This window comes from Azorhizobium sp. AG788, from assembly GCF_004364705.1.
Classification (GTDB): domain Bacteria; phylum Pseudomonadota; class Alphaproteobacteria; order Rhizobiales; family Xanthobacteraceae; genus Azorhizobium; species Azorhizobium caulinodans.
On the sequence record NZ_SOBM01000008.1, the window covers coordinates 63086 to 88526 of the forward strand.

A 25441-nucleotide genomic window follows, 5' to 3' on the forward strand; every position below is an offset into this window, starting at 1 on the left:
GGGGCCGCTCCCGTCGCCCTCACGCGAACAGCACCAGAGAGCGACCGGCGAGTTCCACGGCCTCCGCGCCACCGGCCGTTGAGCGGGCCGGCCCCTCGCCCATGTCCGTGTCCAGCACCGCCTCCCAGCGCTTCCCCCCGCGTTCGGGAAGGACGAACGGCACGGGCGCCTCATGGGGATTGAAGGCGAGGATGAGTTCAGGCCACACACCCTCCTGTCCCTGAAGGTCCTCCCGCGCCAGGCGAACGGCGATGGAGGTGGCGCCGGCATCGGCCCATTGTTCCAGCGTCTGCTCGCCGCCGCCCGGATTGAGCCAGGTGACGACCATGCCATCGCGGAAGCTGGCGCGCCGCAAGAGCGGCTGGCGGGCGCGCAGGGCGAGCAGCTTGCGCACGAAAGCGGTCAGCGCCTTGCCCTCCTCCGTTATGCCCTTCCAGTCGATCCAGGAGAGGGGATTGTCCTGGCAATAACAATTGTTGTTGCCAGCCTGCGTGCGGCCGAACTCGTCGCCGCCGAGCAGCATGGGCGTGCCGTGCGAGAGGAGCAGCGTCGCCAGCAGGTTGCGCTTCTGCCGCTCCCGCACGGCGCGAATGCCCGGATCGTCGGTCGGGCCTTCCACGCCGTAATTGAAGCTGCGGTTGTGGGAGTGGCCGTCGGCATTGTTCTCGCCGTTCGCCTCGTTGTGCTTGTCGTTGTAGGAAACGACGTCGTTGAGGGTGAAACCGTCGTGGGCGGTGATGAAATTCACCGAAGCCCAGGGCCGGCGCCCGCGCTGGTTATAGATGTCGCCGGAGCCCGTGAGGCGAGCCGCAAAGTCGCCTGTGGTGCCCTCGGTGTCACGCCAGTAATCGCGCATGGTGTCGCGGAATTTGTCGTTCCACTCGCCCCAGCCGGGCGGGAAGGCGCCGACCTGATAGCCGCCAGGGCCGATGTCCCAGGGTTCCGCGATCAGCTTCACTTGCGCCAGCACAGGGTCCTGACCGATGGCGTCGAGGAAGCCACCGCGCGGATCAAAGCCATGGGGCTCGCGGCCGAGGATGGTGGCGAGGTCGAAGCGGAAGCCGTCCACTTCCATCTCGTTCGCCCAGTAGCGCAGACTGTCCAGCACCATCCGCATCACGCGCGGATGGGCGACATTCATGGTGTTGCCGGTGCCGGTGTCGTTGATGTAGTGGCGCGGCGTCTCCGGCATCGTCCGGTAGTAGCTGAAGTTGTCGATGCCCTTGAAGGAGAGCGTCGGCCCCAGCTCATTGCCCTCGGCGGTGTGGTTGAACACCACGTCGAGGATCACCTCGATGCCCGCATCATGGAAGGCCCGCACCATTCGGCGAAAACCGGCGCGCCCGCGGGGACCGCGATAGCGCAACTCCGGCGTGAAGAAGGAAATCGTGTTGTAGCCCCAGTAATTGGCGAGGCCCTTTTCCACGAGATAGGGATCGTCGGGAAAGGCATGCACGGGCAGGAGCTCGACGGCAGTGACGCCAAGGCTCTTCACATAGTCCACCACCGCGCGATGCCCCATGCCCTCGAAGGTGCCGCGCAGGTCCGCCGGAACGGAAGGGTGCAGCTTTGTCATGCCCTTCACATGGGTCTCATAGATCACCGTCCGGTCCCACGGCACGCGAGGCTTGGCGTGGATGCGGCCGCCGTCCTCGCGCGGGTCCACCACCCGGCACTTGGGCATGAAGGGCGCACTGTCCTGCGCGTCGAAGGCGAGATCCTGTTCCTCGCCGCCGAGCACATAGCCATAATGAGCAGGAGACCATTTTACCGCCCCCACGAGATCGCGGGCGTAGGGATCGATCAGCAGCTTGTTGGGATTGAAGCGATGCCCCTCCTCCGGGGCGTAGGGGCCATGCACCCGGTAGCCATAGAGCGTGCCGGGTCCAACGCCCGGCAGATATCCATGCCAGACCTCGTCCGTATATTCGGGCAGGGTGATGCACTCCATCTCCTGCCGGCCTGTGCCGTCGAAGAGGCAGAGTTCCACCCGCTCAGCATGGGCGGAGAACAGCGCGAAATTCGTCCCCTGCCCGTCGTAGACGGCGCCGAGCCGCGTCGGATCGCCGGCCAGGATTTCGCGGGCGGGGTGAAAATCATGCTGCATGGGGGGCTCGCGCGGTTCGACATCCGAACTGAAACGCTGCCGCGCCCGCAAAGTTTCCCTTGCCGGAGGCGAGGGTTCAGGCGCCCCCCGCCGCCTTCTCCAGTTCCGCCACGCGTTTCTTGAGAGCCTTGGTTTCCTCGAAGCGGCGGGAGACGTCGCGGATGGAGGAGATCATGCCCGAGACCTGCCCCGCCCCATCCTTCAGGAGGACGATGGTGAATTCGATGGAGATGCGTCCCCCATCCTTGCGCAGGCCGGGCACCGCGAGGAGATCGCCGGCGCCGTAGCGGCTCTCGCCGGTGGCGACCGTGACGTGATAGCCCTCCCAATGGCGGGCGCGGAACGGCTCGGGGATGATGATATCCAGCGACTGGCCCACCGCCTCCTCCGGCGTAAAGCCGAAGATGCGCTCGGCGCCCGGGTTCCAGAGCGTGATGATGCCGTCGCGGTCGCAGGCCACCACCGCATCGGCGGCGCTGCCGAGAAGGGCGCGACCCAACTGGTCTTCAAGGCTCATGGTTTCGTCCGTCACGGGCTGGGGGGCGCGGGGCGCTGCGGGGCGCGCGGGGATAGGAGCGGCGGGGCTTGCCGACTCTTCCAGAATATCCTCCGGAGGCCCGAAGAATTCGTAATGGATGCGCGCGCGGTCTACCCCCGCCTCATGGAGCCCTCGGGCCATGTCGCGCAGGAAATCGGCCGGACCGCAGAGGAAATAGTCGGCATCGCCGAGGGGCGTCTGGGTGCGCAGGAAATCCACCGTCACGCGACCGGCATGCTGGTTCGCCCCAAGTCCCGCCTGCGGCGCGCGGGAATAGAAGATGTCCGAGCGGCCGGCGGGCAGCTTCGCCAGAAGGTCCGCCACGTGTTCGGCGAAGGCATGATGCGCGGCATCGCGCGTGCAATGGATGAAAAGCATGGGCCCCGACCAGCCCTGCGCCACCGCCTCTTCCAGCATGGCCACCATGGGCGTCACGCCGACGCCGGCGCTCACCAGCACCAGCGGACGCTCGGCCGAAGACGGCAGCACGAAATCGCCACCGGGGCCGGCCACCTCCAGCGTGTCGCCGACCCGGAGCGCGTCATGCAGCCAGTTGGAGGCCGCCCCTTCCCGCTTCACCGAAATGCGCCAGTGATGGCCGTTGGGGGCGGTGGAGATGGTGTAGTTGCGGATCAGCCGGGACGGATCGGAGAGGCGCAGGGTCAGGTGCTGACCGGCCTTGTGCACCGGAGGCGCCCCGCCATCGGCGGGCACGAGATGGAACGAGGTGATCTGTGCCGTCTCAGGGTGCCGTTCGGCAACCGTGAACGCGCGCCATCCGCTGGACAATCCTGACATGCCGTGATCGCCGGAACGGCGGCCAGGGGCGAACCGCCTCTCGCTCAACCTCCCGCGCGCCTCCTTTGTATTTTGCATACAAGGGTAACAGCCGCCGGCGAAGAAACAACCCGACCCGGATAGGGGGCGGTGTCGCAGGCACGAAGTGCAGCGGACGCGCCGAAGCGCGTCCGCTGCCGGACGTCATCCAGTGGTGGGGAAAGGATCACGCCCGTTCCGGTCGCGGCGCCCGGCCATCCGCCGGGTGGCACCGCAAAAGGGGGCGGCGGATTGCCCCGCAGCAAATCCGCCGCGCAGAGAAGACCAACGGTGGGGGATGGTCATCTCCGTCTCGAATCCGGCCTGCGCCGGGGAAGCGTGAGGGCGGCGGGTGGCACGAAGGCACACCCGCCGCGAGAAGCCGGCCGTGGTGGGGAATGGCCGGCCTCATTCGCCTTCGGCACGCCGCCGAAAAGGGGGTGGCGGGCCGCCCGGAAGCGCGCCCGCCGACGGAAATGGCCAGTGGTGGGGAAAGGCCATTCCCGTTTCCGGTCCGGCCGAAGCCGGGGAAGGAAGAGCGACGGGCGGTCCAAGGACACGCCCGTCGCCGGAAGACGGCCAGTGGTGGGGAAAGGCCGTCTTCGTCGGGGATCCGGTCGAACCCGGAAAGCAGATGGGCAGAGCCCGATGCGCCTCAGCCGGGCACGCCGGGCGGCGGCAGGCGGAGCGGAGGAAGGCCCGGAGCCGCGGGAGGGAACGGCGGCGGAGGCGGCAGTTGCGCCTCGAACACCTTCGCCCGATCCAGTTGCTCCGCCGTCAGCTTTGCCTTCAGCTTGTCGAGCGCCGCGAGCACCGCGGCCGCCTTCTTGCCGGAGGCCTGCACCCGTGCCGCCATTTCGGCCGGACGGGCGAAAGCATCCGTGCGGGCCGCGGGTTCATCCTTGGGCGGCGGCGGGAGCGCCATCAGCGCCTGAACCGCATCGGCATAATCCCGCCAGACATCGAGCTGGTCGGAGCGGATGCCGATGGCCGTCTCCTGCGCGTTGAGCATCGTGGCGAGCGCCAGCGGCGGAGGAAAGGGCGGCAGGCCGTGCAGCGGCGGGCGGGGCGGCAGACGTCCCGACGGGCCCTCGGCGCCAGGCGAGGACCGGTCCGGGCCGCCGGGCGGCAGACCAGTCGCATCGGCCACACGCTGCTGGAGCGAGGGGCGCTCAAGGCCCTCGCTCGGATCCGCATGCGCGCTGGCGGTGACATAACCTGCGATCCCCGCCCCCATGAAAAGGGCGACCAGGCCGGCGTTTCGTGTTGCTGTCACGTCCTGCATCCCGTCGTTCGATGAAAGCCATCCTGACGGGACAGGTTTGCTGCCGAAGGTCAGCGATTTGCCCGATGTTGCCGCGCCGGGCGATTTTGTAACCGGATGTTTCCGCGCCCGCGCAGGCAATGCTCGGATGCACTCTGGCGAAGGCACGAGGCCGCGCGTAGCGTAATCAGGTTTCCCGACACAGGGCTTGGAAACCGAAGCAGGACAGGACGCCGAGTGGAAAACGCGCCGCATGTACTCGTGGTCGACGATGACCAGGAAATCCGCAAGCTTCTCGCGCGCTATCTTCTCAGCCAGGGCTTCCGGACCACGGTCGCCGCAAGCGGGCGCGAGATGGAGGAGTGCCTCGCCTCCAGCCGCTTCGACATGGTGGTTCTCGACCTGATGCTGCCCGACGGCTCGGGGCTCGATCTGTGCCGCGCCCTGCGCGCCCGTTCGCGCCTGCCGATCATCCTGCTGACGGCGTTGAAGGAGGATGTGGACCGGATCATCGGACTTGAGATCGGAGCGGACGACTATCTCGGAAAGCCCTTCAATCCCCGCGAGCTGGTTGCCCGCATCCGCGCCGTGCTGCGGCGGGCGACGGAGCGCGAGGAACCCGCGGCGCCGGGTGCGGTCTATCGCTTCGCTGGCTTCACCGCCGATCAGGGCACGCGGCAGGTGACCAGCGAGACGGGCGCGGAAGTGGCTCTCACAGCCGCGGAATTCGACCTGTTGGTGGCCTTCCTCGAACGTCCCGGCCGCATCCTGTCGCGCGACCAGTTGCTCGACATCACGCAGGGGCGCGAGGCCGGCCCCTTTGACCGTTCCATCGACGTGCTGGTCAGCCGCCTGCGGCGCAAACTCGGGGACGCCGGCAGCTTCCAGATCCTGAAGACCCAGCGCAACGGCGGCTATCAGCTCTCCGTGCGCGTCGAGGCGCTGAAGCCCTCCGCATGAATTCGCTCCGCACCAAGCTCATCGCGCTTCTCGTCACCGCGCTGGTGGTGGTGATCATCATCGCGACGGTCGTCTTCTTCTATCTGGTCGCGCCCCGCCCGCAGCGACCGGAGGGGGAGCGGCACATGGCGGAAGCCAGCGTCGTCGCGCTCATCATCGGTCTCCTCAAGGATCAGGCGCCGCCCCCGCACCTGCCGGCCATCAGCAATGGGGAGCCGGATGGCATGTATGACCCCATGGCGACGCAGGAGCTGGCCCATCTGCTGGCGCAGCTCGGTGTCACGGAACCGGTGCGGGTCTATCGGCGCGAATTCGGCCGCCATGCAGCCGCCGTTCCGCTACCCGACGGCCGCTACGTGGTTCTGCCCATCCAATTGATGCCTCCCGGGCCGCCCGGCGACCTGCCCTTCTTCCTCATCGGCTGGCTGGCGCTGGTGGCGCTCGGGACCACCGGCGTCGTCGTCGTCGCCGTCTATCGCATGACGAAGCCACTCGAGATCATCGAGCGGGCCGTGGCGGAGATCGGCCCGGACGGTGAGCTGCCGCGCCTTGAGGAAAAGGGCACCACGGAAGTGCGCGCGGCGGCCGTCGCCATCAACCGCCTCTCGGACCGGCTGCGCAGTTCCATGGAGAGCCGCATGCGCATCGTCGCGGCCGCCGCCCATGACCTGCGCACCCCCCTGACCCGCATGCGCCTGCGCGCGGAATTTCTGGAGGAAGAGCGCGAGCAGTGGCTATCAGACCTGAGCGAGCTTGACCGCATCGCAGACAGCGCCATCCGGCTCGTGCGCGAGGAAGTGGAGAGCGCCGGAGACGAGCCGGTGGACCTCCACACTCTGGCCCGCGACCTGGAGCGGGAGCTGAAGCAGACAGACCTCAACATCGAGCTGGTGCGGGCCGAGCCGGTGACGGTGGCCGGCCGTCCCATGGCGCTGAAGCGGGCCATGCGCAATCTCATGGTCAATGCCGCCACCCACGGCCGTTCCGCCCGCATGGCGGTCTCCGCCGAGGGCGGCAAGGGTGTGCTGGTGATCGAGGACGACGGGCCAGGCATTCCCGATGCGCTGATGGCCCGGGTGTTCGAACCCTTCTTCCGCGTGGATCCCGCGCGGCAGGCAATCATTCCCGGCGCCGGGCTCGGACTTGCCATCGCCCACGAGATCGTCACCCGCCACGGCGGCCGCCTCTCCCTCTCGAACCGCCCGAGCGGCGGCCTGCTCCAGCGCATGGAGCTGCCCGCCACGACCGAGACGCTGTGATACACGTGGCGCCCTTGGGCGACGTCCATGGCCTTTCAAAATCCGCGGCCGGACCGCTGCCAAACCAGTGGGGGTGCGGCGCAGCGTTGCGCTGACAATGGTCGGAGCAGCAGGATTTGAACCTGCGACCCTCTGCTCCCAAAGCAGATGCGCTACCAGGCTGCGCTATGCTCCGACACGCCGCGAGGGCTTGGCGTCTCTACGTTCTTTCGCCGCGTCGTGCAAGGCCAGCGCGGTGGAAAACGGAACGAAAAGGCGCCGGTCGGGACATGATGGAGCATAATGTCCCGACCAACTCCCGACCAAAGTTCGCGATACATTCTTCCAAGACAGCAGCAGCGGTCGCGCGTCTTCCCCGCTCCCCAGAGACGGCATGCCGCGTGGGGAGGGCTCGCACCTCGAGCAGGCGGGGCAGCAGCCGACCGCGCAAGTGTCCGCGGCCGTGCGGACGTTCAGTATCCGTTCATCTCCAGGGCGGTTAACTTTTCGGCAGCAGCGTAGACGTCACCGGGAGAGTTCTGGCGTGTCATCGCCCGCATCGTTGACATTGCTGGTGGTTGCGGTTGTCGCCCTCTTTATGGTGGGCGGCCTATGCCTTGCTTTGGCAAACGGCACCGGCCAAGGGTCGCTGAAGCGCCAGCGCCGACAGGCTCGGAGAGCCAACGAACTTCCGGGCCGACGCAAGTACCAGGAGCGGCTCTACGATGGCGGCGACGGGGCTTGACCGGCATCAGCTCCAAGTTCCTCTGCGTTCATCCACCGCGCGGCGACCGCCTGCAAAAGCTGACCCCAGCCGGAAACCAGATAGCGACAACAGTCGTTGATGACACATGCCGTGGCGGCCCAAACTATCCTTTCCGATCAAGCTTCAAGGCGGCGAGACGCTCCGCACCTTGGAGGATGCGATGATGGTGCTCGCAGAACGGAGCGAGCGCCTTCCCTTCAACGAAGCTCGTCGGGCCGCGGAGGACGCGCTTGAACAGGCCGCGCGAACGCATCTGTCGGAAGACATAAAAGCTGCAACGGAGCAAACCCGCGACTATCTGCGCAGCCAAGGGGAGCTCGGATTCGACTGGATGTTCTGGCGTTTCTGGCGGCGGTGACGCCGCGCAGACAGCAAAATACCGCTCAATTGCCACTCGCCAAGAAAAAAGATCTGATCAATCCAGCCATCTTCCGCTTATTTCAGCACAACCATAAAGCAGATAAATGCACGGAAACGATATTCCACTTTTGTTCTAACAGAAAAAGTGTAAGTTAAATCCGTCGGCACCCGGCCGGCACCCACGAGGTGCGGCTATGTCGATGCCAACTCTGCTCGCCATTTGTATATTTGCGTTCGCTGGTCTCCTTATGGCGTACGGCCTATGGTTCATCCTCTGGAATGGACCAAGACGCCATAACCCGATGCGACCGCGTAAACGCGATCGCTCCAGCCGCAAATCAGGACCGACGCGGACGCCGCCAGACGGCGGCGGGATGAACGCCGAACGATGAACCGCTGAAGCCTGCAGCGCACCCGTCCTCGCGAGCGGACCGCTCATAACGGTGGGGACCCGGAGTATGGCGGGATGCCGTCACTTGCCGCGGGCCAAAGCGAGGACGGCTTCGGCCGCCTTCACGGCGGCGGGGAAGAAGGCCTGCTTCGGCGCCTCGCGGGCAAAGCACGCGCGATAGGCATCCGTGCCGTCGCTTGCGAGGCGCGTGATCTCGTCCTGCCGGTTGGCGGAAGGCTTTTTCTCTTTCGCCAGCATGCGTGCAAGCGCGTCGGCTTTGACCTTGAAGGGCGTCCACACGGCCTCGCAGGCAGGAATGGGCCCGATGGTGAGCTTCGCCATGGTCATGCCGACCACCGCTCGTCCTTGCCCGATGCGCAGGATGGCAATCTCGTTCGGCGCCGTCGTGCCCGCCGGCTCGTCCACCTGAAGGCCGAGGACCGCGAGGGCCGTCTCATCTGGCGTAGCCGCAACAGGCAGCGCCACATAGGGCTGGAAATAGCCGCCGTCCACGGCAACGGCGTTTTGGAAGAATTCGGCTGTTCCCACAGCCGTCGGCAGGCCCGAGCGGAGCGCGCGAGGCGCACCGTCATCCTTCGCGCGGGCGGCGAGCCAGGCGGTGAAGACAGCCTCGGGGGTCACCACCATGCGGGTCGAATAATCGGGAGTGGCGAAAGCGAGGCCATCGAGCCGGCGCGTGGGCGTTGCCGCGTCTTCGGCGAACGTTCCAAGACTATATCGCGGCGGCCCCATCCCCTTGAACGCGAGCGGTCCGAGCGCGACGGACAGGAGGCGCGCCAGCTTTGCGGCGGAAGCTTCCTCCTGCTTCTGAACCGCCAGATCGTCCGCTTTGCCGGCCTTGGCGGCGGCGAGGGAGGCGGCTATGGCCTGATCGCGGGCGGCGACATAAGCGTCGATGGGATCGGCCTCAACGGGGAGCGGCAGCAACACGGCCAGCAGGCCCGCAGCGAAAAGCCTGCGGCGCATAACGCGCCACCGGAGCGCGTAAGTGCGGGTATCGGCGCGCATGTCCCCTGCCCGATTCGCGCGCTGGCAGAGGCGCCAGCGCCTTCCTTATGCGCAAGGAACGCCGGAGCATCAATCCGGCCGGGCTTGAGGCCCTTCAGGAAGCCGCCAGTTGCTCCAGCCCGCCCCGCTGGCGTTCCACCATGTCGTAATAGACCCCGCCCTGCCGCATCAGGACATCCGGCGGGCCGTCCTCCACGATGCGCCCGCCTTTCAGCACGAGGATGCGGTCAAAATTGCGCAGGGTGGAGAGGCGGTGCGCGATGGTGAGCACGGTGCGCCCCGCCATCAGATTCTCGAGCGCCTCCTGTATCATCTCCTCCGCCTCCGTATCGAGGGCGGACGTGGCTTCGTCGAGGATCAGGAGCGGCGCATTCTTCAGGAAGGCGCGGGCGATGGCGATGCGCTGGCGCTGCCCGCCGGAGAGCTTCACGCCGCGATCGCCGACGATGGTCTCCAGCCCCTCCGGCAGGGCCTCGATGAAGGGGCGGCAGCGCGAGGCGATGGCGGCATCCCACACTTCCGCATCAGACGCATCGGGGCGGCCATAGCGGATGTTCTCCAGCAGCGTGCGGTTGAGCAGGGCGGTGTCCTGCGGCACCACGGCGATGGCGCTGCGCAGGCTCTCGTCGGTGGCGCGGGAGATGTCGTGGCCATCGATGAGAATGCGCCCCTCATCCACCGCATAGAAGCGCTGGAGCAGAGCGACGAGCGTCGACTTCCCTCCGCCCGAAGGGCCGACGAGCCCCACCCGCTGCCCGGCGGGAATCTCGACATTCATGCCTTCGAAAACCTTGCGCCCCGAGGGATAGCGGAAGGACACCCCCTCGAAGCTGAGGCTGGCGCCCTTCGGCACCAGCGCGCAGGCTTCCGGATGCTCGCCCAGTTCATGCGGAGACAGCAGCATGGAGAGTGCTTCGGAGAGGCGCGCCATGTGCTGGGTCACATCCACCAGCGCCACCGCCAGATCGCGCGTGGCGCTGAGCACCGAAAGGCCGAGGGTACAGACCAACACCACGTCTCCCGCCGTGGCCCGCCCCTCCTGCCACAGCGTGATGGCCCAGGCGAGGAGCGCCAGCGTCATCACGACGACGATGAGAGCGTGGGTGAGCCGCAGTTTTTCGAGATAGATGAGGCTGCGCCGGCGCGCGACGAGTTCGGCGTTCACGGTGCGGTCGAACCGCAGATGTTCCCGCGCAAGGCCTCCGAAGGCACGCACCAGCGTCATGTTGCCGACCACGTCCACCATTTCGCCATCCACCGCCGCCGCCTTGTCCGCGAAGGCGTGATGGAGCGGGCGCCCGGCGGAGGCGATGCGGAACATCACCGCCATCACAAGGGCAGCGATGCCCACCAGAACAAGTGCCATGGTGCCGCTCACCAGCGCCAGATAGGCGATGGCGCCGACGGTCGCGACGCAGGGCGGCAGCACGTTCCAGACGAACATGTTCTCGATCTGGAAGGCGGCATTGGAGGTCGCCGTGATGCGGCTCGTCAGCACGCCGGGCAGGCGATCGGCGAAATAGCTTGGGGCGTGTCCTGTGAGGTGGCGGAAGAGGTCCGAGCGCAGATCGCCCGTGACGTGCACGAAGGCATAGCTCGCCGTCCAGCTCGCGATCCGCCACAGGAAATTGTCGGCCGCGACGAAGGAGACCAGCAGCGCGAAGGCGCCCCAGGCACCGCTCCCCTGCCCCGGCCCAGCGGAGAGCGTATCGACGAGATACTTCACGCCATATTGGGTGCTGACCGAGAAGCCCACCGCGCCCAGGACCGCGATGAGGATGACGGTGTGCGAGATGGGACGCCGCCCCACGTAATGGAGCAGGAAGGCGATGGGCCGCGCAGCAAAGCGCGTGATGTCGCGCGCGCCCGCAGCGTCATGCCGGCGTGTGCTGTCTGTCATTCTCGGGCTTTTCTGGAACATTCGGACAGATGCCGCATTGCGATACAAGGCCTGCCTTCCCGTTCTGCGTTTCCCCAATGGCAGCCCTGACCGGTCATGGTCGCCGATCTTCCAGCGTGCCGTGACCTTAACTTTGTCGAAGGGCTTTCGTTCATGAAAATCGCACAAATCGCTCCGCTGACCGAAGCCGTGCCGCCCACGCTGTATGGTGGCACCGAACGTGTGGTGTCGTGGCTGACGGAAGAACTGGTGGCCCTCGGCCATGAGGTGACGCTGTTCGCCAGCGGGGATTCCCGCACGTCCGCCCGGCTGGAGGCCATGTGGCCCCGCGCCCTGCGCCTGGACGGAACCGTCCGGGACCCCAATGCCCTGCATATGGCGATGATCGAGCACGTCTATCGCCGGGCAGGCGAGTTCGACATCATGCACTTCCACCTCGACTATTACCCCTTCTCGCTGATGTCGCGGCAGCCGACGCCCTTCGTGACGACGCTGCACGGGCGTCTGGACCTGCCGGAGCACCAGCCCCTGTTCCAGACCTTCTCCTCCCTGCCGGTGGTCTCCATCTCGGACGCCCAGCGCCGCCCCGTGCCCAATGCCAATTGGGTGGAGACCGTCCATCATGGCCTGCCGGTGGACCTGCTGGGGCCGAAGCCCGCCGAGCCGCGCTATCTCGCTTTCCTCGGCCGCATCTCGCCGGAGAAGCGGCTCGACCGCGCCATCCGCATCGCCCAGCGCTGCGGCCTGCCGCTGAAGGTGGCGGCCAAGATCGACCGCGCCGACGAGGACTATTTCAACGACCAGATCCGCCCCCTGATGGCCGATCCGAACATCGAATTCGTCGGCGAGATCGGCGATGCGGAGAAACCCGAATTCCTGAGCGGCGCTATCGCCCTGCTCGTCCCCATCGACTGGCCCGAGCCCTTCGGCCTCGTGATGATCGAGGCCATGGCCTGCGGCACGCCCGTCATCGCCTATAACCGCGGCTCCGTGCCGGAGTTGATCGAGGATGGCATCACGGGCTTCATCGTCGAAGACGAGATCAGCGCGGCCGGGGCCATCCGTGATCTGCCGGCCATCTCGCGCGAGGGCGTACGGCGGCGCTTCGAGCAGCGCTTCACGGCGCGCCGCATGGCTGAACAATATCTCCGCCTCTACCGACGCCTCATGGACCGGGGCCGCATGCGACCCCATCTCGTCTCGGCGGGCTGAGAACGATCCGAGGGGAGCCCGAGCGGCTCCCCTTTTGTTTGTGGATCAGGCCGCCTCGGGCGTGCGGCCGCGCGTCTCCGGCATCAGCATCGCGACGCCCCCGAGGCCCAGCGTCGCAACGGCTGCCATCCCCATGAAGGCGGTATAACTGCCCCAGGTGTCCGCCATATAGCCGCTGAGAACGGTGCTGATGGAGGCGCCGATGCCCATGGCGCAGCCCACCGTGCCCTGCGCGAGATTGAAGTGGGGCCCGCGCGCCACGTCGGCCACCGTCAGCGGCACAAGCACGCCGAGGACCGCTGCCGAAATGCCATCCAGCACCTGAATGGCCACGAGGATGTAAGGTTCGGACGTCAACGCGAAGCAGACGCCGCGCAGCACAAGCGCGGCAAATCCGACGATCAGCAGCGGCTTGCGCCCCCACGATTGCGCGCCCTGTCCGACGAAGGGAGACAGCAGCGTCACCGTAAACTGCGGCACCACCATCGCGGCGGCCACCATGAGCGTCGCCGCCTCGCTGGAGCGCAGGGTGAGCACGCTGGCGGCCAGCGGCAACATAGCGGCATTGGCGAGATGGAAGGTGACCACGCAGCCGCAGAAGATCAGCAGCGGCCGGTTGGCAGCCAGATGCCGGAGACCCGAGAGGGTTGTGCGCCAGCCCCGCCCTTCGCCCGGCTGCGGCGGCGCGGGCGGCGCGATCTCGCGGCCGTCGATGCTGAAGAGCGCATAAAGTGCGGGGATGACCAGCGCGGCGGCAAGAAAGAACACCGCGTGGTTCGAAACATAATAGCCGACCGCGCCCATGGTGAGCGCGGCCACGCCGGTGCCCGCCGACGCGAAGGCGGCGTTGCGGCCAAGGCGTGCGCTGATCCCGCCCGCCCCCACAAGGCCAAGGCTCAGCGACACCAGGCACAATCCCAACACGCTGCTCGCGGCAGCGTGGAGCACGCGCGAGGCCAGCACCACGGGAAAGATGGGCCATGCGGCGAACAGGACGGCGCTGATGCCGATGGCGATCAGCGCAACCATCGCCGTGCGGCGCAGGGCGCCGAGTGCGTCCACCAGCGCGCCAAAGGGGATCTGCCCGAAGAGGCTGACAAGGCCGCTGATGGTGAGCACGAGGCCAATATCGAGTTGCGTCCACTTCTGCGTGGTCAGAAACACCGCCACGAAGGGACCGAAACCTGTCTGGATGTCCGCCACACAGAAGACGAACCAGTCGAGCCCCCGCCTGCTGCGCCGGGAGGGCGAGGTGCCGTCATGCGGGGGATCGGGCAGTCGGGAGCGGGGCTCATGCACGTCGCAAAGGTTCCTCGTCCGCGAGAAATGCGGTTCCAGTGCGAACCGGACATACGCCTTCCGGCCACGGCTTTACCGTCGCCGGTTCAGGGCTTCGGCTGGACCTCGCCGGCAGGGGGCGGAGCCACCTCCGCGGCAGGAGGCGCAGGTTGTGGCGGGACGGAGGCCGGCGGTGTGGCCGCAACCGGCGGCTGCGCAGGCGCTGCTCCCGCCGCGGGCGGAGTGGGAGGAGGCCCGGCCGGTGCCTGAGGGGCGCCGGCACTCTCGGACCGGCCGACCACCACAATCGGTTCTCCCGCCTTGTACACGGGAGCGGAGCGCAGCTGATTGCGCTGGAGCTGGACCGTCAGCTTGTCCATCGTCCCGCCGGGCGGAAAATGCATGACGCGCCAGTCGACGGCGATCTTGCGGCTGCCGACACCGAGGAAGCCGCCGAAATCCACGATCACCGCTCGCAGCATGCCGGAGCGGTCGGTGATGACGTCCACGATGCGCCCCATATCCTCGCCGCTCGGGCTGAGCACGGGCTTGCCAAGCAGCGTATCGGCGGAATTGCCGTCGATGACGAGCGCGGGTGTTTCAGTGGGGCGCTCGCCCGGCGGGGGCACGGCGGCAGAAGGGGCCGGCGCAGGCGCCGGGCTCGCGACAGGCGGTGGCGTCTGCTGGGCAGAGGGAGCACCCGCGGGGGCGGCCGGCGCCTGAGGAGCGGGCGCCGTGGGGGATGCCGGCGGAGCGGGAACGGCGGGCTGCGCAATGGCCGTCAGCGGCATCATTCCCGCCGCGACGAGCACGATCTTCAGTCGGGCGGCACGGGATCGGCGCATGGGTCATCCTCTCGATTGGTGTTGCGCGACGGGCGGGCGCATCCTCACAGGAGGACCACCGCCTGCCCGTGGCCAACCCGGCGGTCGACGCTGACCGCCACGTCCTCGCCCCGCCGCTGCACGGTCACGTCGAGTTCCGTACGGCCGACCCGCAGGTTCTTGAGGGAAAGCTCGGAAATGGACGGGGGCAGCCGGGGGCGTCGGAAGATCACCTCTTCCGTCTCCGGCCGGAAATCGATGCCAAGGCAGGCCTGCACGCCCGCGAAGATCGCGGCGCTCGCCCAGGCCTGCGGGGCACATGCCACCGGATAGAGGGTCGGCCCCCGGCCCTTGCGCCGCCGAAAGCCGCAATAGAGCTCCGGCAGGCGCCCGAGCGGCAGGCTGCAACCCGCATCGAGCAGCGCCTCCAGCACGTTCACCGCCGCTTGCGTGTGTCCGTACCGGGCCATGCCGAGGGCCGCCACTGCATTGTCGTGGGGCCAAATTGAGCCGTTGTGATAGGACATGGGATTATAGCGCGCCTCTGTCCGCGCCACCGTGCGGATGCCCCAGCCGGAGAAGCTGTCCGCATCCATGAGGCGGCCGATGACGGAGGCCGCACGGTCCTCCCGCACGATGCCCGAGAAGAGGGCGTGGCCCGGATTGGACGTGACCACCCGGCACGGGGCCTTGTGGCCGTCGAGCGCCAGCGCATAGGTGCCCATGTCCGGGCACCAGAAGTGGGTCTCGAACCGCTCCGCCAGCGTCGCCGCTTCCAAGGCGAGGCCCGTCGCAAGGTCGGCATCCCCGAGATCGTGGGCGACCCGCGCCAGCGAGACCTTGGCCGCATACACATAGGCCTGCACCTCAACGAGGGCGATGGGCCCTTCCGCCAGCCGCCCGCCGGCGTGGAAGGTGCTGTCGAAGGAATCCTTCCAGCCCTGGTTGGAGAGGCCGGTCTCGGTCGCGCGGTGATATTCGAGGAAGCCGTCGCGATCCCGGTCGCCGGCACCGTTGATCCAGCCAAGCGCAGCGAGGATGGCGGGCCAGAGGCCACGCAGTGTCTCAAGGTCGCCGGTTCGCTCGTAATAGCGCCCTGCCAGCAGAACAAAGAGCGGGGTTGAATCGACGCTGCCGTAATAGCGGGCGAACGGCACCTCCTTCATGCGGGCCATTTCGCCGCCGCGCATCTCGTGGAGAATCTTACCGGGCTCGGCATCCGCCTCGGGATCCGTTTCGGTCGCCTGAAGGTCTGCCAGACGCTTCAGCACGCCACGGGCTATGCCGGGGTCCGCCCACAGCATGGACAAGGCCGTGAGGAGACCATCACGGCCGAATGTGGTCGAGTACCACGGGATGCCGGCATAGGGATAAAGACCCTGCGGAGTGGGGGTGAGCAGCATCGAGAGGTCGGCCGCGGAGCGCTCCAACACCTCGTTGACGCGAGCATTGGACGAGACGATAGCCGCCATGTCAGAGCGGATGCCGCGTGTCGCGCGGCAGGCCTGCTGGAGGCTCTGGAGGAAGGGCCGCCGCATCGCTTCGCGCTGCGGGCCGGCGGCGATGGTGGCAAAGAGAGATGTCCGCTCGCCCGGTGCGAGCTTCACCCGGAAGTCGGCGCGTCCCGCCGTCAAGGTCTCGGGCGTCGGGCGGAACTCCACGCGGGTGCGTGCCTCGACGCCATCGAGCGCCCGATATCCCAGTTCCACGCGTCCCGGCTGCATCTCCGGCGGCAGCGGCAGCCCGCGCGCCTTGCGCCTGGCGCCACGCGCCTCGAACAGATCAATGAAGTCGGCATCGAACCTGTAGGTGAAGACGAGATCGACGGGCGCGCTGCCGTGGTTCTGGATGGAGCAGCGCTCGTGCGCAGCGTCCTGCCAGAGAAAGAAGAAACGCACCACATGCAGCGTATCCTTGGGGATGAGCTTCTGGGCGCCGCCGTGAATGTCCGGATTGGTGAGATCGACGGCCAGCCCGGCATTGCCGTCAAGAATGGTCGAGGCGAGGAACAGCGGCTCCTCACCGCCAATGCTCAGCGACCAGAGGCACAGGTGGCGCGTGTCGGCGTGATAGATGCCGTCGGGCATGCCCACGGACACGCCCATGTCGCCATAAAGATCAAAGACCGCGAAGGTATCGCCCTGTTTGAGCGTACCGCGCGGACGGGAGGGCGGACCGTGGGAAGCAACGTCGAAGAGCGGCTCTTCGCTGCCATCGGGCATGTGCTGCAGGTTCATGGCTCCATCGGGTGCGTTTGAGCCGTGGCGGTTCAAGCACAACGGGCGGTGGATGAACGGAACGGAGCGTTTTTTTTCGCACCGCGCGACAACAGGCCAACGCGCACGGCGCAGCTTGGTTCCCGACGTGGGGATGCCCGCCTTTGCGACGAAAGGCGATCGATCAGCGCCAGCATACCCCCGATTCAGCTTTGCTTTGCGAGCAATGGATCGATGATCCAGATCAATGCTGCGCCCGGCGCGGCTCGCATTATGGCTGTACCTGCGTAGGGCTTACACCTTTGCGGGTACCGCCGTGAGCCTCAACGGCGCTCGATCACGGAGAGCTTCCCGCTCTGGAGCAGCGCCGAAAGCCGGGCTGCTGCGCCCGCAACGCAGCAGCCCCGTTCGTCCGGGGGGACCTGGTGTGCGCCATCGGTATTTCACATTGCTCACCGCCATCGGCGGGCTGGCCGGACTTCTGGCCGCGGAACCTACGGCCGACAGCGTCGCGAGCGATACGGTTCCGCAGGCGCACACGGCCCCGCGCGCCGGTCTCTATGTGGACGTGACCGTCGCGGACGCCTGCAAGGCGTTCCTGCCGGAAATCACGCGCGGGCTGGCGGCGGTGGGCGTGAACAAGCCTCCGCCCTGCCCCAGCCGCAGCGGCGTGGTCGTCCACCAGCCCGAACGCAACCAGTTCTTCCTTCGGGATTCCGTGAAGGCGACGACGGACGGCACGGAACGCATCATCGCCTTCTCCGTCACCGCCACCTACCGCATCGACGACAGCGGCCACCCCATCTGGACAGAGGTGCAGTTCCGCTGCGAGCAATAAGGCGGCAGTGCTCGGACAGCACCCGTTCCTACGTGCCAGCTTCTGCCCTCTCCCTTCAGGCGCAGGCCGGGACAGGCGCGGCCGTCCGCCAGACCGCGACCTGTGCGAGGTCCGCCTCCGGGCGTGAGGTCACGATCTCGAAACGGCCGGGATATATCGCTCCGGTGCCGCCATCGAGCGCGAGCCAGTCGCCCTCGTGGATCTCCTGTCCCGCGATGCGTGCCACATGCCCCACCTCGTCCATCACGAGCGCGGCGCATCCCACCACGCTGGGCTTGCCCATCTGGCGCGCCACCAGCGCGGCATGAGCCGTGCGGCCACCCACCGCCGTCAGGATGCCGCTCGCCACCGAGAAACCCGTGACATCCGCCGTGCTGGTATCCGGCCGCACGAGGATGACCGGCTCTCCGCCCCCGGCCATGCGCTGGGCCGTCTCCGAAGAAAAGGCGACGCGCCCGCATGCAACACCGGTAGAGGCGCCGGTCCCGTATGCGACGGGATCGCCCGACCCGGCCAGGTGCGTCTCGCTGAGCCCATCCATGTCGCGGTCGTCGAGCCGCGCGAGCGCCTCGTGCGGCGTGATGAGGCCTTCCTCCACCAGCGCGACGGCGATGCGCAACGCGGCCTGCGGCGTCCGCTTGGCGTTACGGGTCTGGAGGATGAAGAGCCGCCCGTCCTCCACGGTGAACTCCACGTCCTGCACGTCGCCGAAGGCCCGCTCCAGCCGCACCAGTACGTCGCGCAGTTCCGCCGCGGCCTCGGGCACCGCCGCACGCAGCACCTCCTCCCCGAGCGGGGTGCGGCTGCCGGAAACGACCTCCTCGCCCTGCGCCGAGAGCAGGACGTCGATCATGGGCGCCGCATCGCCGGTGGAGGGGTTGCGGGAGAAGGCAACGCCCGCGCCCGATGTCAGGCCCCGATTGCCATAGACCATCGCCTGCACGGTCACGGCCGTCCCCGCCAGATGCTCCAGCCGCTCGATGCGCCGGTAGGCCACCGCGCGCGGGCTCATCCAGGAGCGATAAACGGCCTGCGCCGCAGCCAGCACCTGCTCCATCGGCGCGTCCGGCACGCTCTCGTCCGCCTCCTCGATGAAGTGCTGGTAGGTCTCCGAGAGCCGCTCCAGCGCTTCGCCGTCAAGGTCGAGGGCATCCGGCAGCCCTTCCGCCGCCGCGAGGGCGGCGGCGGCGCGATCGAAGCCGTGCGGATCGAGATTCAGGACCACGCTCCCGTAGCTTTCGAGAAAGCGGCGGCGGCAGTCCCAGGCGAAGCGCGGATGCCCGGTCATGCGGATGAGGCCCTGCGTCGCGAGGCGCGTGCATCCCACGTCGAGTACCGTTTCGAGCATGCCCGGCATGGAGCGCGCCGCCCCCGAGCGCACGGACACCAGCAGCGGCTGCCGGCCATCACCGAACCGCCGTCCGGTGCGCTCCTCCAGGAAGGCGATGCCCTCGGCGAGCCCCTCTTCCAGCGCCTTGCGGGCCTTGGACTCGCCAGCCACGGTCGCCGCGCACAGGCTCACCGGCAGCACGAACGCCGGGGGAACGGGCAGACCCAGCGCGGCCATGCGCGCGAGATTGGCGGCCTTCGCGCCCACCTGCTCCGCGCTCGGAAGGTCGGTCATGTCGGGGGCGATGCGTACGATGCGCATGATGGCGTCTCCGCAGATTTCGGGGATCAGAGCGCAAGCTCGGCAAGGACGTGGCCGCGCAGAGCGTGGCCGTAGCCCGCCAGCCGGTCGGTGGCACGCTCCAGAGCGCGGGCGAGATCGAGCGCGCACAAGGCCACGGTCAGGTCCGCGCCGCCCCGGAGCACCCGCCCCGTGACGGTACGCTCCTCGGCGTCACCGATGTGCTCGAGGTCCGCCAGCAGGTCCGCACTGGCGAGCGCATCCTCCGCATCGATCCTCTGGCCAGCCGGCACGGCCGCGGCTGCCGCCGCCCCGGAGGCTGCCGCCTCGGCGCCGCGCACGGCGGCCGCGCACAGTTGCGACAGGGGGGCGAGGATGTCGGACGGCACATTGGCCGGCAGCAGGGAGGCGATGAAAGCGGCCTGTTCGAGTTCGTCCACCGCCTCCTCCACATGATCGGACAGGCGCTGGATGGCCGGGGCCGCCTCAAAGCGCGCGGCCTTCTGGCGGGCATCGAGGGCGAGACGGTCGGCCTTCTCCTCGCGCCGACGGGCGGCGGCGGCCAGGGCCGTGTGATCGAAGCCGACACCGGAGCGTTCCGCCACCAGCGCAGCGGCCACCTCCGCCGCCACTTCGCGGGCCAGTCCCGCCTGCCGCACCACGATGGCGAAGAGCGTCGCCTCGATCCGCTCCAGATGACGCATCAGTTCGGCCTCGATGCGATCGCGGGCGAGGCGGGCGGAACTGCCTTCCTTCAAGGTCTCCGCGCAGATGCGCAGGACGCTCTTCAGGAAATCCACCGCGCCGTCGCGACCGAGCACGCCATCGAGCCGCTCGCCGAAGCCGATGCGCGCCGGGGCGGCATGCTGGACCGCAGCGGCCAGAAGCTCGCCTCCGCCAAGTTCAAGAAAGGCCCGCTGGCCACAGCGATGGCGGGCCGCCCATTCGAGCACCCGAACCGCCTCCTCCTTCGGAATGGCGGTGCGCAGCACCTTGCGGGCCTTGTTCCAGTCGATGAGGAAGACAAGGTTGGCGCCGATCGCCTCCAGCACCGCTTCCCGGATCGCCGCGTCCGGGCTCTCGCAGCGGCCGGTGACGAGATAGAACACGCCTTCATCGGCGAGGCCCTCGGCCGTCTTGCGGTCCAGTCCGCTCCAGGCGAGCGGCACATCGCTGAGCAGGCCGGTGAAGAAGCGGGCACGGCGCAGATGGACGTCGGTATAGGTCACGCTCACGGCTTCGGGCTCGACCGTGATGACCACCACGTGGGCGTCGGTCTCGCCAATGTCGTTCTGGATGGTCAGGTGCTCACCGGACCTCGCGGCATGGGTGCCGAGGCCCGGATGGTCGAACTTGAGGCCCCGCGTCGCATTGAGCCCGCGCATGAAGGCTTCCACCAGCCGGCGGTCCCCGGTTGTGAGGCCGGAGACCCGCGCACCCGCGACATCCTCCTCCGCATGCGCGACGGCAAGCCGATTGAGGGCGCGGTGGAGGTCCATGATCAGCCGGTGCAGGCTGTCGCCCGTCTCGCCCGGAAGGCCGGTGAGCCGGGCGACCTCGCCAGCGGCGATGCTGTCGGTGCGGCCCAGCGCATGGGCCTCGCGCAAGGCGAGAAGACGAGCCTGGGCGGGTTCTGCGGCCCCCGGATCAGCGGCCGCCACGCCCTGCGCCATGGCCTCCACGTCGCCCCAGATCGCCTCTCCCAGGGCGGCAAGCCCGGGCGCCGAGACCTCGCCGGCGGTGTCGGCCACCGCCGAAGCGACCAGTTCTTCCATCGCAACGGGATCAAGGCCCGCCGTCCGGCATTCCTGCGTCAGGGGCGAGCGCGACGCATCGGGGGCCGCCGCATGACGGACCGCCGCCTGCAGGACGCTGAGGCGGACCTTCGCCCGATCATTGGCGCGCAGGGCCTCCGCGATAAGGCCCGGCAAGAGGACGTCCCTGTGTCCGAGATGTTCGATGATGCCCGTCTTCATCACGCCTGCTCCTGCTCTCGGTCCAACGAAAGCACAGAGCGGCCAGGACCGGTTTGCGGCAGGTCATTCATGGAATTGTCACGCAAAGCCCGGCCTACAGGCCCGAGAAACGCGTGGAATGGGTTGCGCTGATGGCCGGCTCACCATTAAAGCCGATGGGAAGCCGCACGCCGGTCGATCTTACCATCGTCGCGGCGGATACGGCTCCGCTCAAGCTTGTTGATCCGCTGCGCACGGGACCGCGATGATGTCCGAGCAACATGATATCCCGAAGCAGCCCTCCATCACGGCGCTGCTGCACGCGCTGCCCATCGGCGTGGAGATCTACGACCGCGACTTCAACGCCATCTTCTTCAACCGCGCCGCGGACGATCTCTTCCTCTACCCGGACAAGCCCATTCTCCACCACGACGAATGGTGGGAACTCGGCTTTCCCGAGCCGCGCGAGCGTGTGCGCGTCATCGCGGAATGGTACCGCATGGTCGATGCGGCAAGGGCCGACCCGGCACAGGTGCAGGTGGGGGAATGGAACGTGCGCTGCCGGGACGGCGAGCAGCACATCGTACAGTTCCGCTTCCGCTTCATCGACGACACCTTCCTGCTGGTGCTGCTGGACGTGACGGAGCGGCGGCGGATGGAAACCGAGCTGCGGCGGCTCGCCACCATCGATCCGCTCACGGAGATCTTCAACCGCCGCCACTTCATGGAGGTGGCACGGCAGGCCTTCGCCGAGGCCGAGCGCAGCCATGCGCCCCTCAGCCTGCTGACGCTGGACATCGACCACTTCAAGATCGTCAACGACACCCACGGCCACGGTATCGGGGACGAGGTGATCCGCGCGGTGGCGCGGCGATGCGGCGAGACGCTGAGGCCGAAGGACGTCCTGGCCCGCATGGGCGGGGAGGAGTTCGCCATTCTCATGCCCGGCACCACTGCGCAGGAGGCCTGCGCGCAGGCCTGGGCCTTGTTCGACGGTGTGACCTCCGAACCTCTCGTGTTGCCGGAGCTGCAACTGCGCGTCAGCATTAGCGTAGGCGGAGCCCAATGCCTGCCGGACGACAGTTCGCTAGACGCCACGCTGACACGGGCGGATCGGGCCCTGTATGCGGCCAAGCGGAGCGGCCGCGGCCGGGTGGTTTTCGACGGCCTGGCGGGCGGCGCGTCCCTTGGCTGAAGGCTGCCTGGGGTGCGGCGGCTTGGCCGCAGGCCCGAAAACCTGCTATGCCGCCGCCCCGAGGGTGGGCAGGGGCGAGGACAAGCCATGTTTCCAGACAGACTGACCCAGGGCTACCGCTCCTTTATCGACGGGCGATTCCTGGCCGAGCGCAGCCGCTACGAGGTGCTGGCGGAAACCGGGCAGAAGCCGGAGATCATGGTCATCGGCTGCGTGGACAGCCGCGTCTCTCCGGAAGTCATCTTCGACGCCTCCCCGGGTGAGCTTCTGGTGGTGCGCAACGTCGCCAACATCGTGCCGCGCTACGAGCCGGACGGGGACACCCAGCACGGCACCAGCGCCGCGCTCGAGTTCGGTGTTCAGGCGCTGCGGGTGAAGCACATCGTCGTGCTGGGCCACGCCCTGTGCGGCGGCATCCGCGCCTTCGCCGACGAGCAGGAGCCCCTGTCTCCTGGCGACTTCATCGGCCGCTGGATGTCCCAGATCGCCCCCGCCGCCGAGGGCCTTGGCCCCCGCAAGGCGGAGGACGGCGACGGCTACCTGCGCCGGCTGGAGTTCGCCTCGGTGGAGCTGAGCCTGCGCAATCTCATGACCTTCCCTTGCGTCCGCATCCTCGTGGAGCGGGGCAAGCTTCAGATTCACGGTGCCTATTTCGGCGTCGCCTCGGGGCGTCTGCTGGTCCGAGATCCGACCACCGGCCATTTCGCGCCGGTCACCGACACGGGCGACGAGCGCCGAGCTATGTTCCGGTGTGCGGGCGACTAGGCAAGAAACGCAATTCTCTCACACGACGGTGATATGACATTAATCAGGGGCCGCTTACTATAGCGCCAGCTTCTTTGGGGACTGCCCCCCAACGTGGCCTCCAGACGCCTCGCCCGCACCCTCGGGCGAGGCGTTTCGTCTTTTGAAGCATCGCCCTAAGTCAGCCGATCGCGACTTCCCCCAGCAGGTGCAGGCTGCCCCGCACCGCCTCCACATGATGGGCCATCCGGGCTGCGGCTTCCTCCGGATCCCGACGGCGGACCGCATCGAGCACCGCCTGATGCTCGGCAAAGGCCGCATGGAAGCGGTCCGGCTGGCGGCGCGTCACCAGAAGGCGCACGCGGTCGATGTGGGCCTTGACCGCCTGAAGCAGCCGCCACGCCTGCGGCACGCCCGCCATGTCCGCGAGCGCGGCGTGAAACGCCTCGTCGGCGGCGAAGAAGGCATCCGCATCATTGGCGCCCACCGCTGCCGCCTGCGCCGCCATGAGAGCATCGAGACGCGCCCAGTCCGGCGCACCGGCGCACAGGAGGCGAACCACCTCGCCTTCGAGCGCCCGGCGGATGATGAGGCCTTCCTCGATCTTGGCCCGGTCCACCGCTGCCACCACCGAGCCCACCTGGGGCCAGGTGTTCACCAGCCCTTCCAGCGCCAGCTGCTGGAAGGCGGCGCGCACAGGGGTGCGGGAAATGCCGAGAGCGGCGGCGATGTCTGCTTCGTGCAGCGGCGCGCCGGAGGGCAGGCGCGACAGCACGATCAGCCGCCGCAGGACGTCATAGACCTGCGGCCCGATCGGCAAGGCGCGGTCCACCTGCGCCCCCGAAAGCGCGGCGGCGAGGTCGAAGCCCGGCAGCGTGCGCTTGACGCGCGGCATGAACGCGCCCCGGTCAGGCGCGTTCGAGGTGTAGGGGATGGGCGAGCGCGGTCATGATGCCCCGCAGTTCCGCCAGCCCCTTCAGGCGGCCGATGGCCGGATAACCCGGCTGCCCGCCGCGCCCGATGTCGTCCAGGATGTCCTGCCCATGGTCCGGCCGCATGGGGATTTCCCAATCCGTCCGGCCTTCCGCGCGGCGGCGCGCTTCCTCCGTCTGGAGGGCGGCGATGGTGGCGACCATGTCGGTCTCGCCCGCCAGATGCTCGTCCTCGAAGAAGGAGCGGCGCAGGCCGTCCACCGGCTCCTGCCGGCGGATGTTGCGCAGATGCACGAAATGAATGCGCGGGCCGAGACGCTCCGCCATGCCCGGCAGATCATTGTCCGGCCGCACGCCCAGAGAGCCGGAGCACAAAGTGACGCCATTGGCCGGGCTGTCCACCGCATCCAGCATGAAGCGGTAGTCGGACTCGGTGGAGACGATGCGCGGCAGGCCGAGCAGCGGGAACGGCGGATCGTCCGGATGGCAGCACAGGCGCAGGCCGAGCTTTTCCGCGTCGGGCACCACCTCGGAGAGGAAGTCCACCAGATGCTGTCGCAGGCGATCCGAGCTGATGTGGTCGTAGAGCGCGAGCTGTTCGCGCACGCCGTCCAGCGACCAGCCATCCGCCGCGCCGGGCAGGCCGGCGGTGAGGTTGGCGGCGAGCTGCTTGCGGTCGTCCTCGCTCATGGCGGCGTGGCGGGCGGCGGCGGCCTCCTTGATGGCCGGGCCGTAATCCTCCTGGGCGGCGGGGCGGGCCAGTACGAACAGGTCGAAGGCGGCAAAGTCCACGAGATCGAAGCGCATGGCCTCACCGCCATGGGCCACCCGGTAGCGCAGGTCGGTGCGGGTCCAGTCCAGCACCGGCATGAAATTGTAGCAGATGGTCTGTATGCCTGCCTGCGCCAGCGCGGCCATGGAGCGCTTGTAGGAGGCGATATGCTCACGCCACGCGCCGGTCTGGCGCTTGATGTCCTCGGACACCGGCAGGCTCTCCACCACATCCCAGCTGAGGCCCGTGGGGGCGCTGCCCGCGCCGCTCACGAGATCCTGCCGCTTGCGGATCTCCTCCAGCGTCCAGTCGGACCCGGTCGGCACATGATGGAGTGCGGTCACGATGCCCTGGGCGCCGGCCTGGCGCACCGCGCTCAAGGGCACGATGTCCTTGGGCCCGAACCATCGCCATGTCTGCCGCATCCTGTCCTCCCGATTCCGCCGTGGGCGTCCTGATGATTTCTCGTATTCCAG

General features: G+C 68.0%; 19 protein-coding genes and 1 tRNA gene. 7 read left to right on the plus strand and 13 right to left on the minus strand.

The genetic code is table 11. The features are described 5' to 3' along the window. Nucleotides 1-19 precede the first annotated feature (19 nt). From glgX to DFO45_RS20380, 3 genes are all read right to left on the minus strand, one after another. Complete coding sequence (gene glgX, locus DFO45_RS20370; protein ID WP_133866299.1) at nucleotides 20-2107, minus strand: glycogen debranching protein GlgX; 2088 nt, start codon at nucleotides 2105-2107, stop codon at nucleotides 20-22. Between the two features lie 76 nt (nucleotides 2108-2183). Then, nucleotides 2184-3443 carry a PAS domain S-box protein gene (locus DFO45_RS25510; protein WP_166657197.1) on the minus strand — a complete coding sequence of 420 codons (1260 nt, stop codon included), beginning with the start codon at nucleotides 3441-3443 and terminating at the stop codon, nucleotides 2184-2186. A 673-nt stretch (nucleotides 3444-4116) separates the two neighbouring features. Further along, entirely contained in the window at nucleotides 4117-4737 is a 621-nt protein-coding gene (locus DFO45_RS20380; protein WP_133866301.1) for a hypothetical protein, read from the minus strand. Between the two features lie 225 nt (nucleotides 4738-4962). Here DFO45_RS20380 and DFO45_RS20385 point away from each other — a divergent pair, with 225 nt between their 5' ends. Together DFO45_RS20385 and DFO45_RS20390 are read left to right on the plus strand one after the other, a co-directional pair. Further along, nucleotides 4963-5685: a response regulator gene (locus DFO45_RS20385; RefSeq protein WP_208299844.1), complete on the plus strand. Its 723-nt coding sequence runs from the start codon at nucleotides 4963-4965 to the stop codon at nucleotides 5683-5685. Continuing rightward, complete coding sequence (locus tag DFO45_RS20390) at nucleotides 5682-6944, plus strand: ATP-binding protein (protein WP_133866303.1); 1263 nt, start codon at nucleotides 5682-5684, stop codon at nucleotides 6942-6944. The genes DFO45_RS20385 and DFO45_RS20390 overlap by 4 nt, the downstream gene beginning before the upstream one ends. A gap of 98 nt (nucleotides 6945-7042) precedes the next feature. Here the strand turns inward: DFO45_RS20390 and DFO45_RS20395 are convergent. Beyond that, a tRNA-Pro gene (locus DFO45_RS20395) sits at nucleotides 7043-7119 on the minus strand. Between the two features lie 730 nt (nucleotides 7120-7849). Here DFO45_RS20395 and DFO45_RS20400 point away from each other — a divergent pair. Next, nucleotides 7850-8047, plus strand: coding sequence for a hypothetical protein (locus DFO45_RS20400; RefSeq protein ID WP_133866304.1), 198 nt, complete (start codon nucleotides 7850-7852; stop codon nucleotides 8045-8047). 474 nt (nucleotides 8048-8521) lie between these two features. Here the strand turns inward: DFO45_RS20400 and DFO45_RS20405 are convergent, their stop codons facing one another. Continuing rightward, on the minus strand, nucleotides 8522-9427 hold the full coding sequence (locus DFO45_RS20405) for a hypothetical protein (RefSeq protein WP_133866305.1): 906 nt from the start codon (nucleotides 9425-9427) through the stop codon (nucleotides 8522-8524). A 136-nt stretch (nucleotides 9428-9563) separates the two neighbouring features. Next, on the minus strand, nucleotides 9564-11369 hold the full coding sequence (locus tag DFO45_RS20410; protein ID WP_133866306.1) for an ABC transporter ATP-binding protein: 1806 nt from the start codon (nucleotides 11367-11369) through the stop codon (nucleotides 9564-9566). 153 nt (nucleotides 11370-11522) lie between these two features. Here DFO45_RS20410 and DFO45_RS20415 point away from each other — a divergent pair, with 153 nt between their 5' ends. Continuing rightward, nucleotides 11523-12581, plus strand: a complete 1059-nt coding sequence (locus DFO45_RS20415; protein ID WP_133866307.1) for a glycosyltransferase family 4 protein — start codon at nucleotides 11523-11525, stop codon at nucleotides 12579-12581. 45 nt (nucleotides 12582-12626) lie between these two features. On the opposite strand, the gene DFO45_RS20420 is transcribed toward DFO45_RS20415, so the two are convergent. The 3 genes from DFO45_RS20420 to DFO45_RS20430 form a co-directional block, all read right to left on the minus strand. After that, nucleotides 12627-13880, minus strand: a complete 1254-nt coding sequence (locus DFO45_RS20420; protein WP_245518201.1) for an MFS transporter — start codon at nucleotides 13878-13880, stop codon at nucleotides 12627-12629. Nucleotides 13881-13966: 86 nt separating this feature from the next. Next, entirely contained in the window at nucleotides 13967-14704 is a 738-nt protein-coding gene (locus DFO45_RS20425) for a PRC-barrel domain-containing protein (protein ID WP_245518202.1), read from the minus strand. Between the two features lie 44 nt (nucleotides 14705-14748). After that, nucleotides 14749-16920: an amylo-alpha-1,6-glucosidase gene (locus tag DFO45_RS20430; protein WP_133866308.1), complete on the minus strand. Its 2172-nt coding sequence runs from the start codon at nucleotides 16918-16920 to the stop codon at nucleotides 14749-14751. Between the two features lie 406 nt (nucleotides 16921-17326). Here DFO45_RS20430 and DFO45_RS20435 point away from each other — a divergent pair, with 406 nt between their 5' ends. Continuing rightward, nucleotides 17327-17737: a hypothetical protein gene (locus tag DFO45_RS20435; protein WP_133866309.1), complete on the plus strand. Its 411-nt coding sequence runs from the start codon at nucleotides 17327-17329 to the stop codon at nucleotides 17735-17737. Between the two features lie 55 nt (nucleotides 17738-17792). On the opposite strand, the gene DFO45_RS20440 is transcribed toward DFO45_RS20435, so the two are convergent. Then, nucleotides 17793-19388: a PEP/pyruvate-binding domain-containing protein gene (locus DFO45_RS20440; RefSeq protein ID WP_133866310.1), complete on the minus strand. Its 1596-nt coding sequence runs from the start codon at nucleotides 19386-19388 to the stop codon at nucleotides 17793-17795. Between the two features lie 26 nt (nucleotides 19389-19414). Continuing rightward, on the minus strand, nucleotides 19415-21343 hold the full coding sequence (locus DFO45_RS20445) for a hypothetical protein (protein ID WP_133866311.1): 1929 nt from the start codon (nucleotides 21341-21343) through the stop codon (nucleotides 19415-19417). Nucleotides 21344-21590: 247 nt separating this feature from the next. Between DFO45_RS20445 and DFO45_RS20450 the strand changes: the two genes are divergently transcribed. Next, nucleotides 21591-22517, plus strand: a complete 927-nt coding sequence (locus tag DFO45_RS20450) for a diguanylate cyclase (RefSeq protein ID WP_166657198.1) — start codon at nucleotides 21591-21593, stop codon at nucleotides 22515-22517. Nucleotides 22518-22604: 87 nt separating this feature from the next. Next, nucleotides 22605-23282 carry a carbonic anhydrase gene (locus DFO45_RS20455; RefSeq protein WP_012171290.1) on the plus strand — a complete coding sequence of 226 codons (678 nt, stop codon included), beginning with the start codon at nucleotides 22605-22607 and terminating at the stop codon, nucleotides 23280-23282. Nucleotides 23283-23442: 160 nt separating this feature from the next. On the opposite strand, the gene DFO45_RS20460 is transcribed toward DFO45_RS20455, so the two are convergent. Together DFO45_RS20460 and uxuA are read right to left on the minus strand one after the other, a co-directional pair. Beyond that, nucleotides 23443-24156, minus strand: coding sequence for a GntR family transcriptional regulator (locus DFO45_RS20460; RefSeq protein WP_133866313.1), 714 nt, complete (start codon nucleotides 24154-24156; stop codon nucleotides 23443-23445). Between the two features lie 13 nt (nucleotides 24157-24169). Beyond that, nucleotides 24170-25390: a mannonate dehydratase gene (uxuA, locus tag DFO45_RS20465; protein WP_133866314.1), complete on the minus strand. Its 1221-nt coding sequence runs from the start codon at nucleotides 25388-25390 to the stop codon at nucleotides 24170-24172. Between the last annotated feature and the right edge of the window lie 51 nt (nucleotides 25391-25441).

Excerpts from the sequence above, each read along its gene's own strand:
- glgX (WP_133866299.1), bottom strand. The coding sequence starts at position 2,107 with ATGCAGCATGATTTTCACCCCGCCCGCGAAATCCTGGCCGGCGATCCG.
- DFO45_RS25510 (WP_166657197.1), bottom strand. The coding sequence starts at position 3,443 with ATGTCAGGATTGTCCAGCGGATGGCGCGCGTTCACGGTTGCCGAACGG.
- DFO45_RS20390 (WP_133866303.1), top strand. The coding sequence starts at position 5,682 with ATGAATTCGCTCCGCACCAAGCTCATCGCGCTTCTCGTCACCGCGCTG.
- DFO45_RS20400 (WP_133866304.1), top strand. The coding sequence starts at position 7,850 with ATGATGGTGCTCGCAGAACGGAGCGAGCGCCTTCCCTTCAACGAAGCT.
- DFO45_RS20405 (WP_133866305.1), bottom strand. The coding sequence starts at position 9,427 with ATGCGCCGCAGGCTTTTCGCTGCGGGCCTGCTGGCCGTGTTGCTGCCG.
- DFO45_RS20410 (WP_133866306.1), bottom strand. The coding sequence starts at position 11,369 with ATGACAGACAGCACACGCCGGCATGACGCTGCGGGCGCGCGCGACATC.
- DFO45_RS20415 (WP_133866307.1), top strand. The coding sequence starts at position 11,523 with ATGAAAATCGCACAAATCGCTCCGCTGACCGAAGCCGTGCCGCCCACG.
- DFO45_RS20425 (WP_245518202.1), bottom strand. The coding sequence starts at position 14,704 with ATGCGCCGATCCCGTGCCGCCCGACTGAAGATCGTGCTCGTCGCGGCG.
- DFO45_RS20430 (WP_133866308.1), bottom strand. The coding sequence starts at position 16,920 with ATGAACCTGCAGCACATGCCCGATGGCAGCGAAGAGCCGCTCTTCGAC.
- DFO45_RS20440 (WP_133866310.1), bottom strand. The coding sequence starts at position 19,388 with ATGCGCATCGTACGCATCGCCCCCGACATGACCGACCTTCCGAGCGCG.
- DFO45_RS20445 (WP_133866311.1), bottom strand. The coding sequence starts at position 21,343 with ATGAAGACGGGCATCATCGAACATCTCGGACACAGGGACGTCCTCTTG.
- DFO45_RS20450 (WP_166657198.1), top strand. The coding sequence starts at position 21,591 with ATGTCCGAGCAACATGATATCCCGAAGCAGCCCTCCATCACGGCGCTG.
- DFO45_RS20455 (WP_012171290.1), top strand. The coding sequence starts at position 22,605 with ATGTTTCCAGACAGACTGACCCAGGGCTACCGCTCCTTTATCGACGGG.
- DFO45_RS20460 (WP_133866313.1), bottom strand. The coding sequence starts at position 24,156 with ATGCCGCGCGTCAAGCGCACGCTGCCGGGCTTCGACCTCGCCGCCGCG.
- uxuA (WP_133866314.1), bottom strand. The coding sequence starts at position 25,390 with ATGCGGCAGACATGGCGATGGTTCGGGCCCAAGGACATCGTGCCCTTG.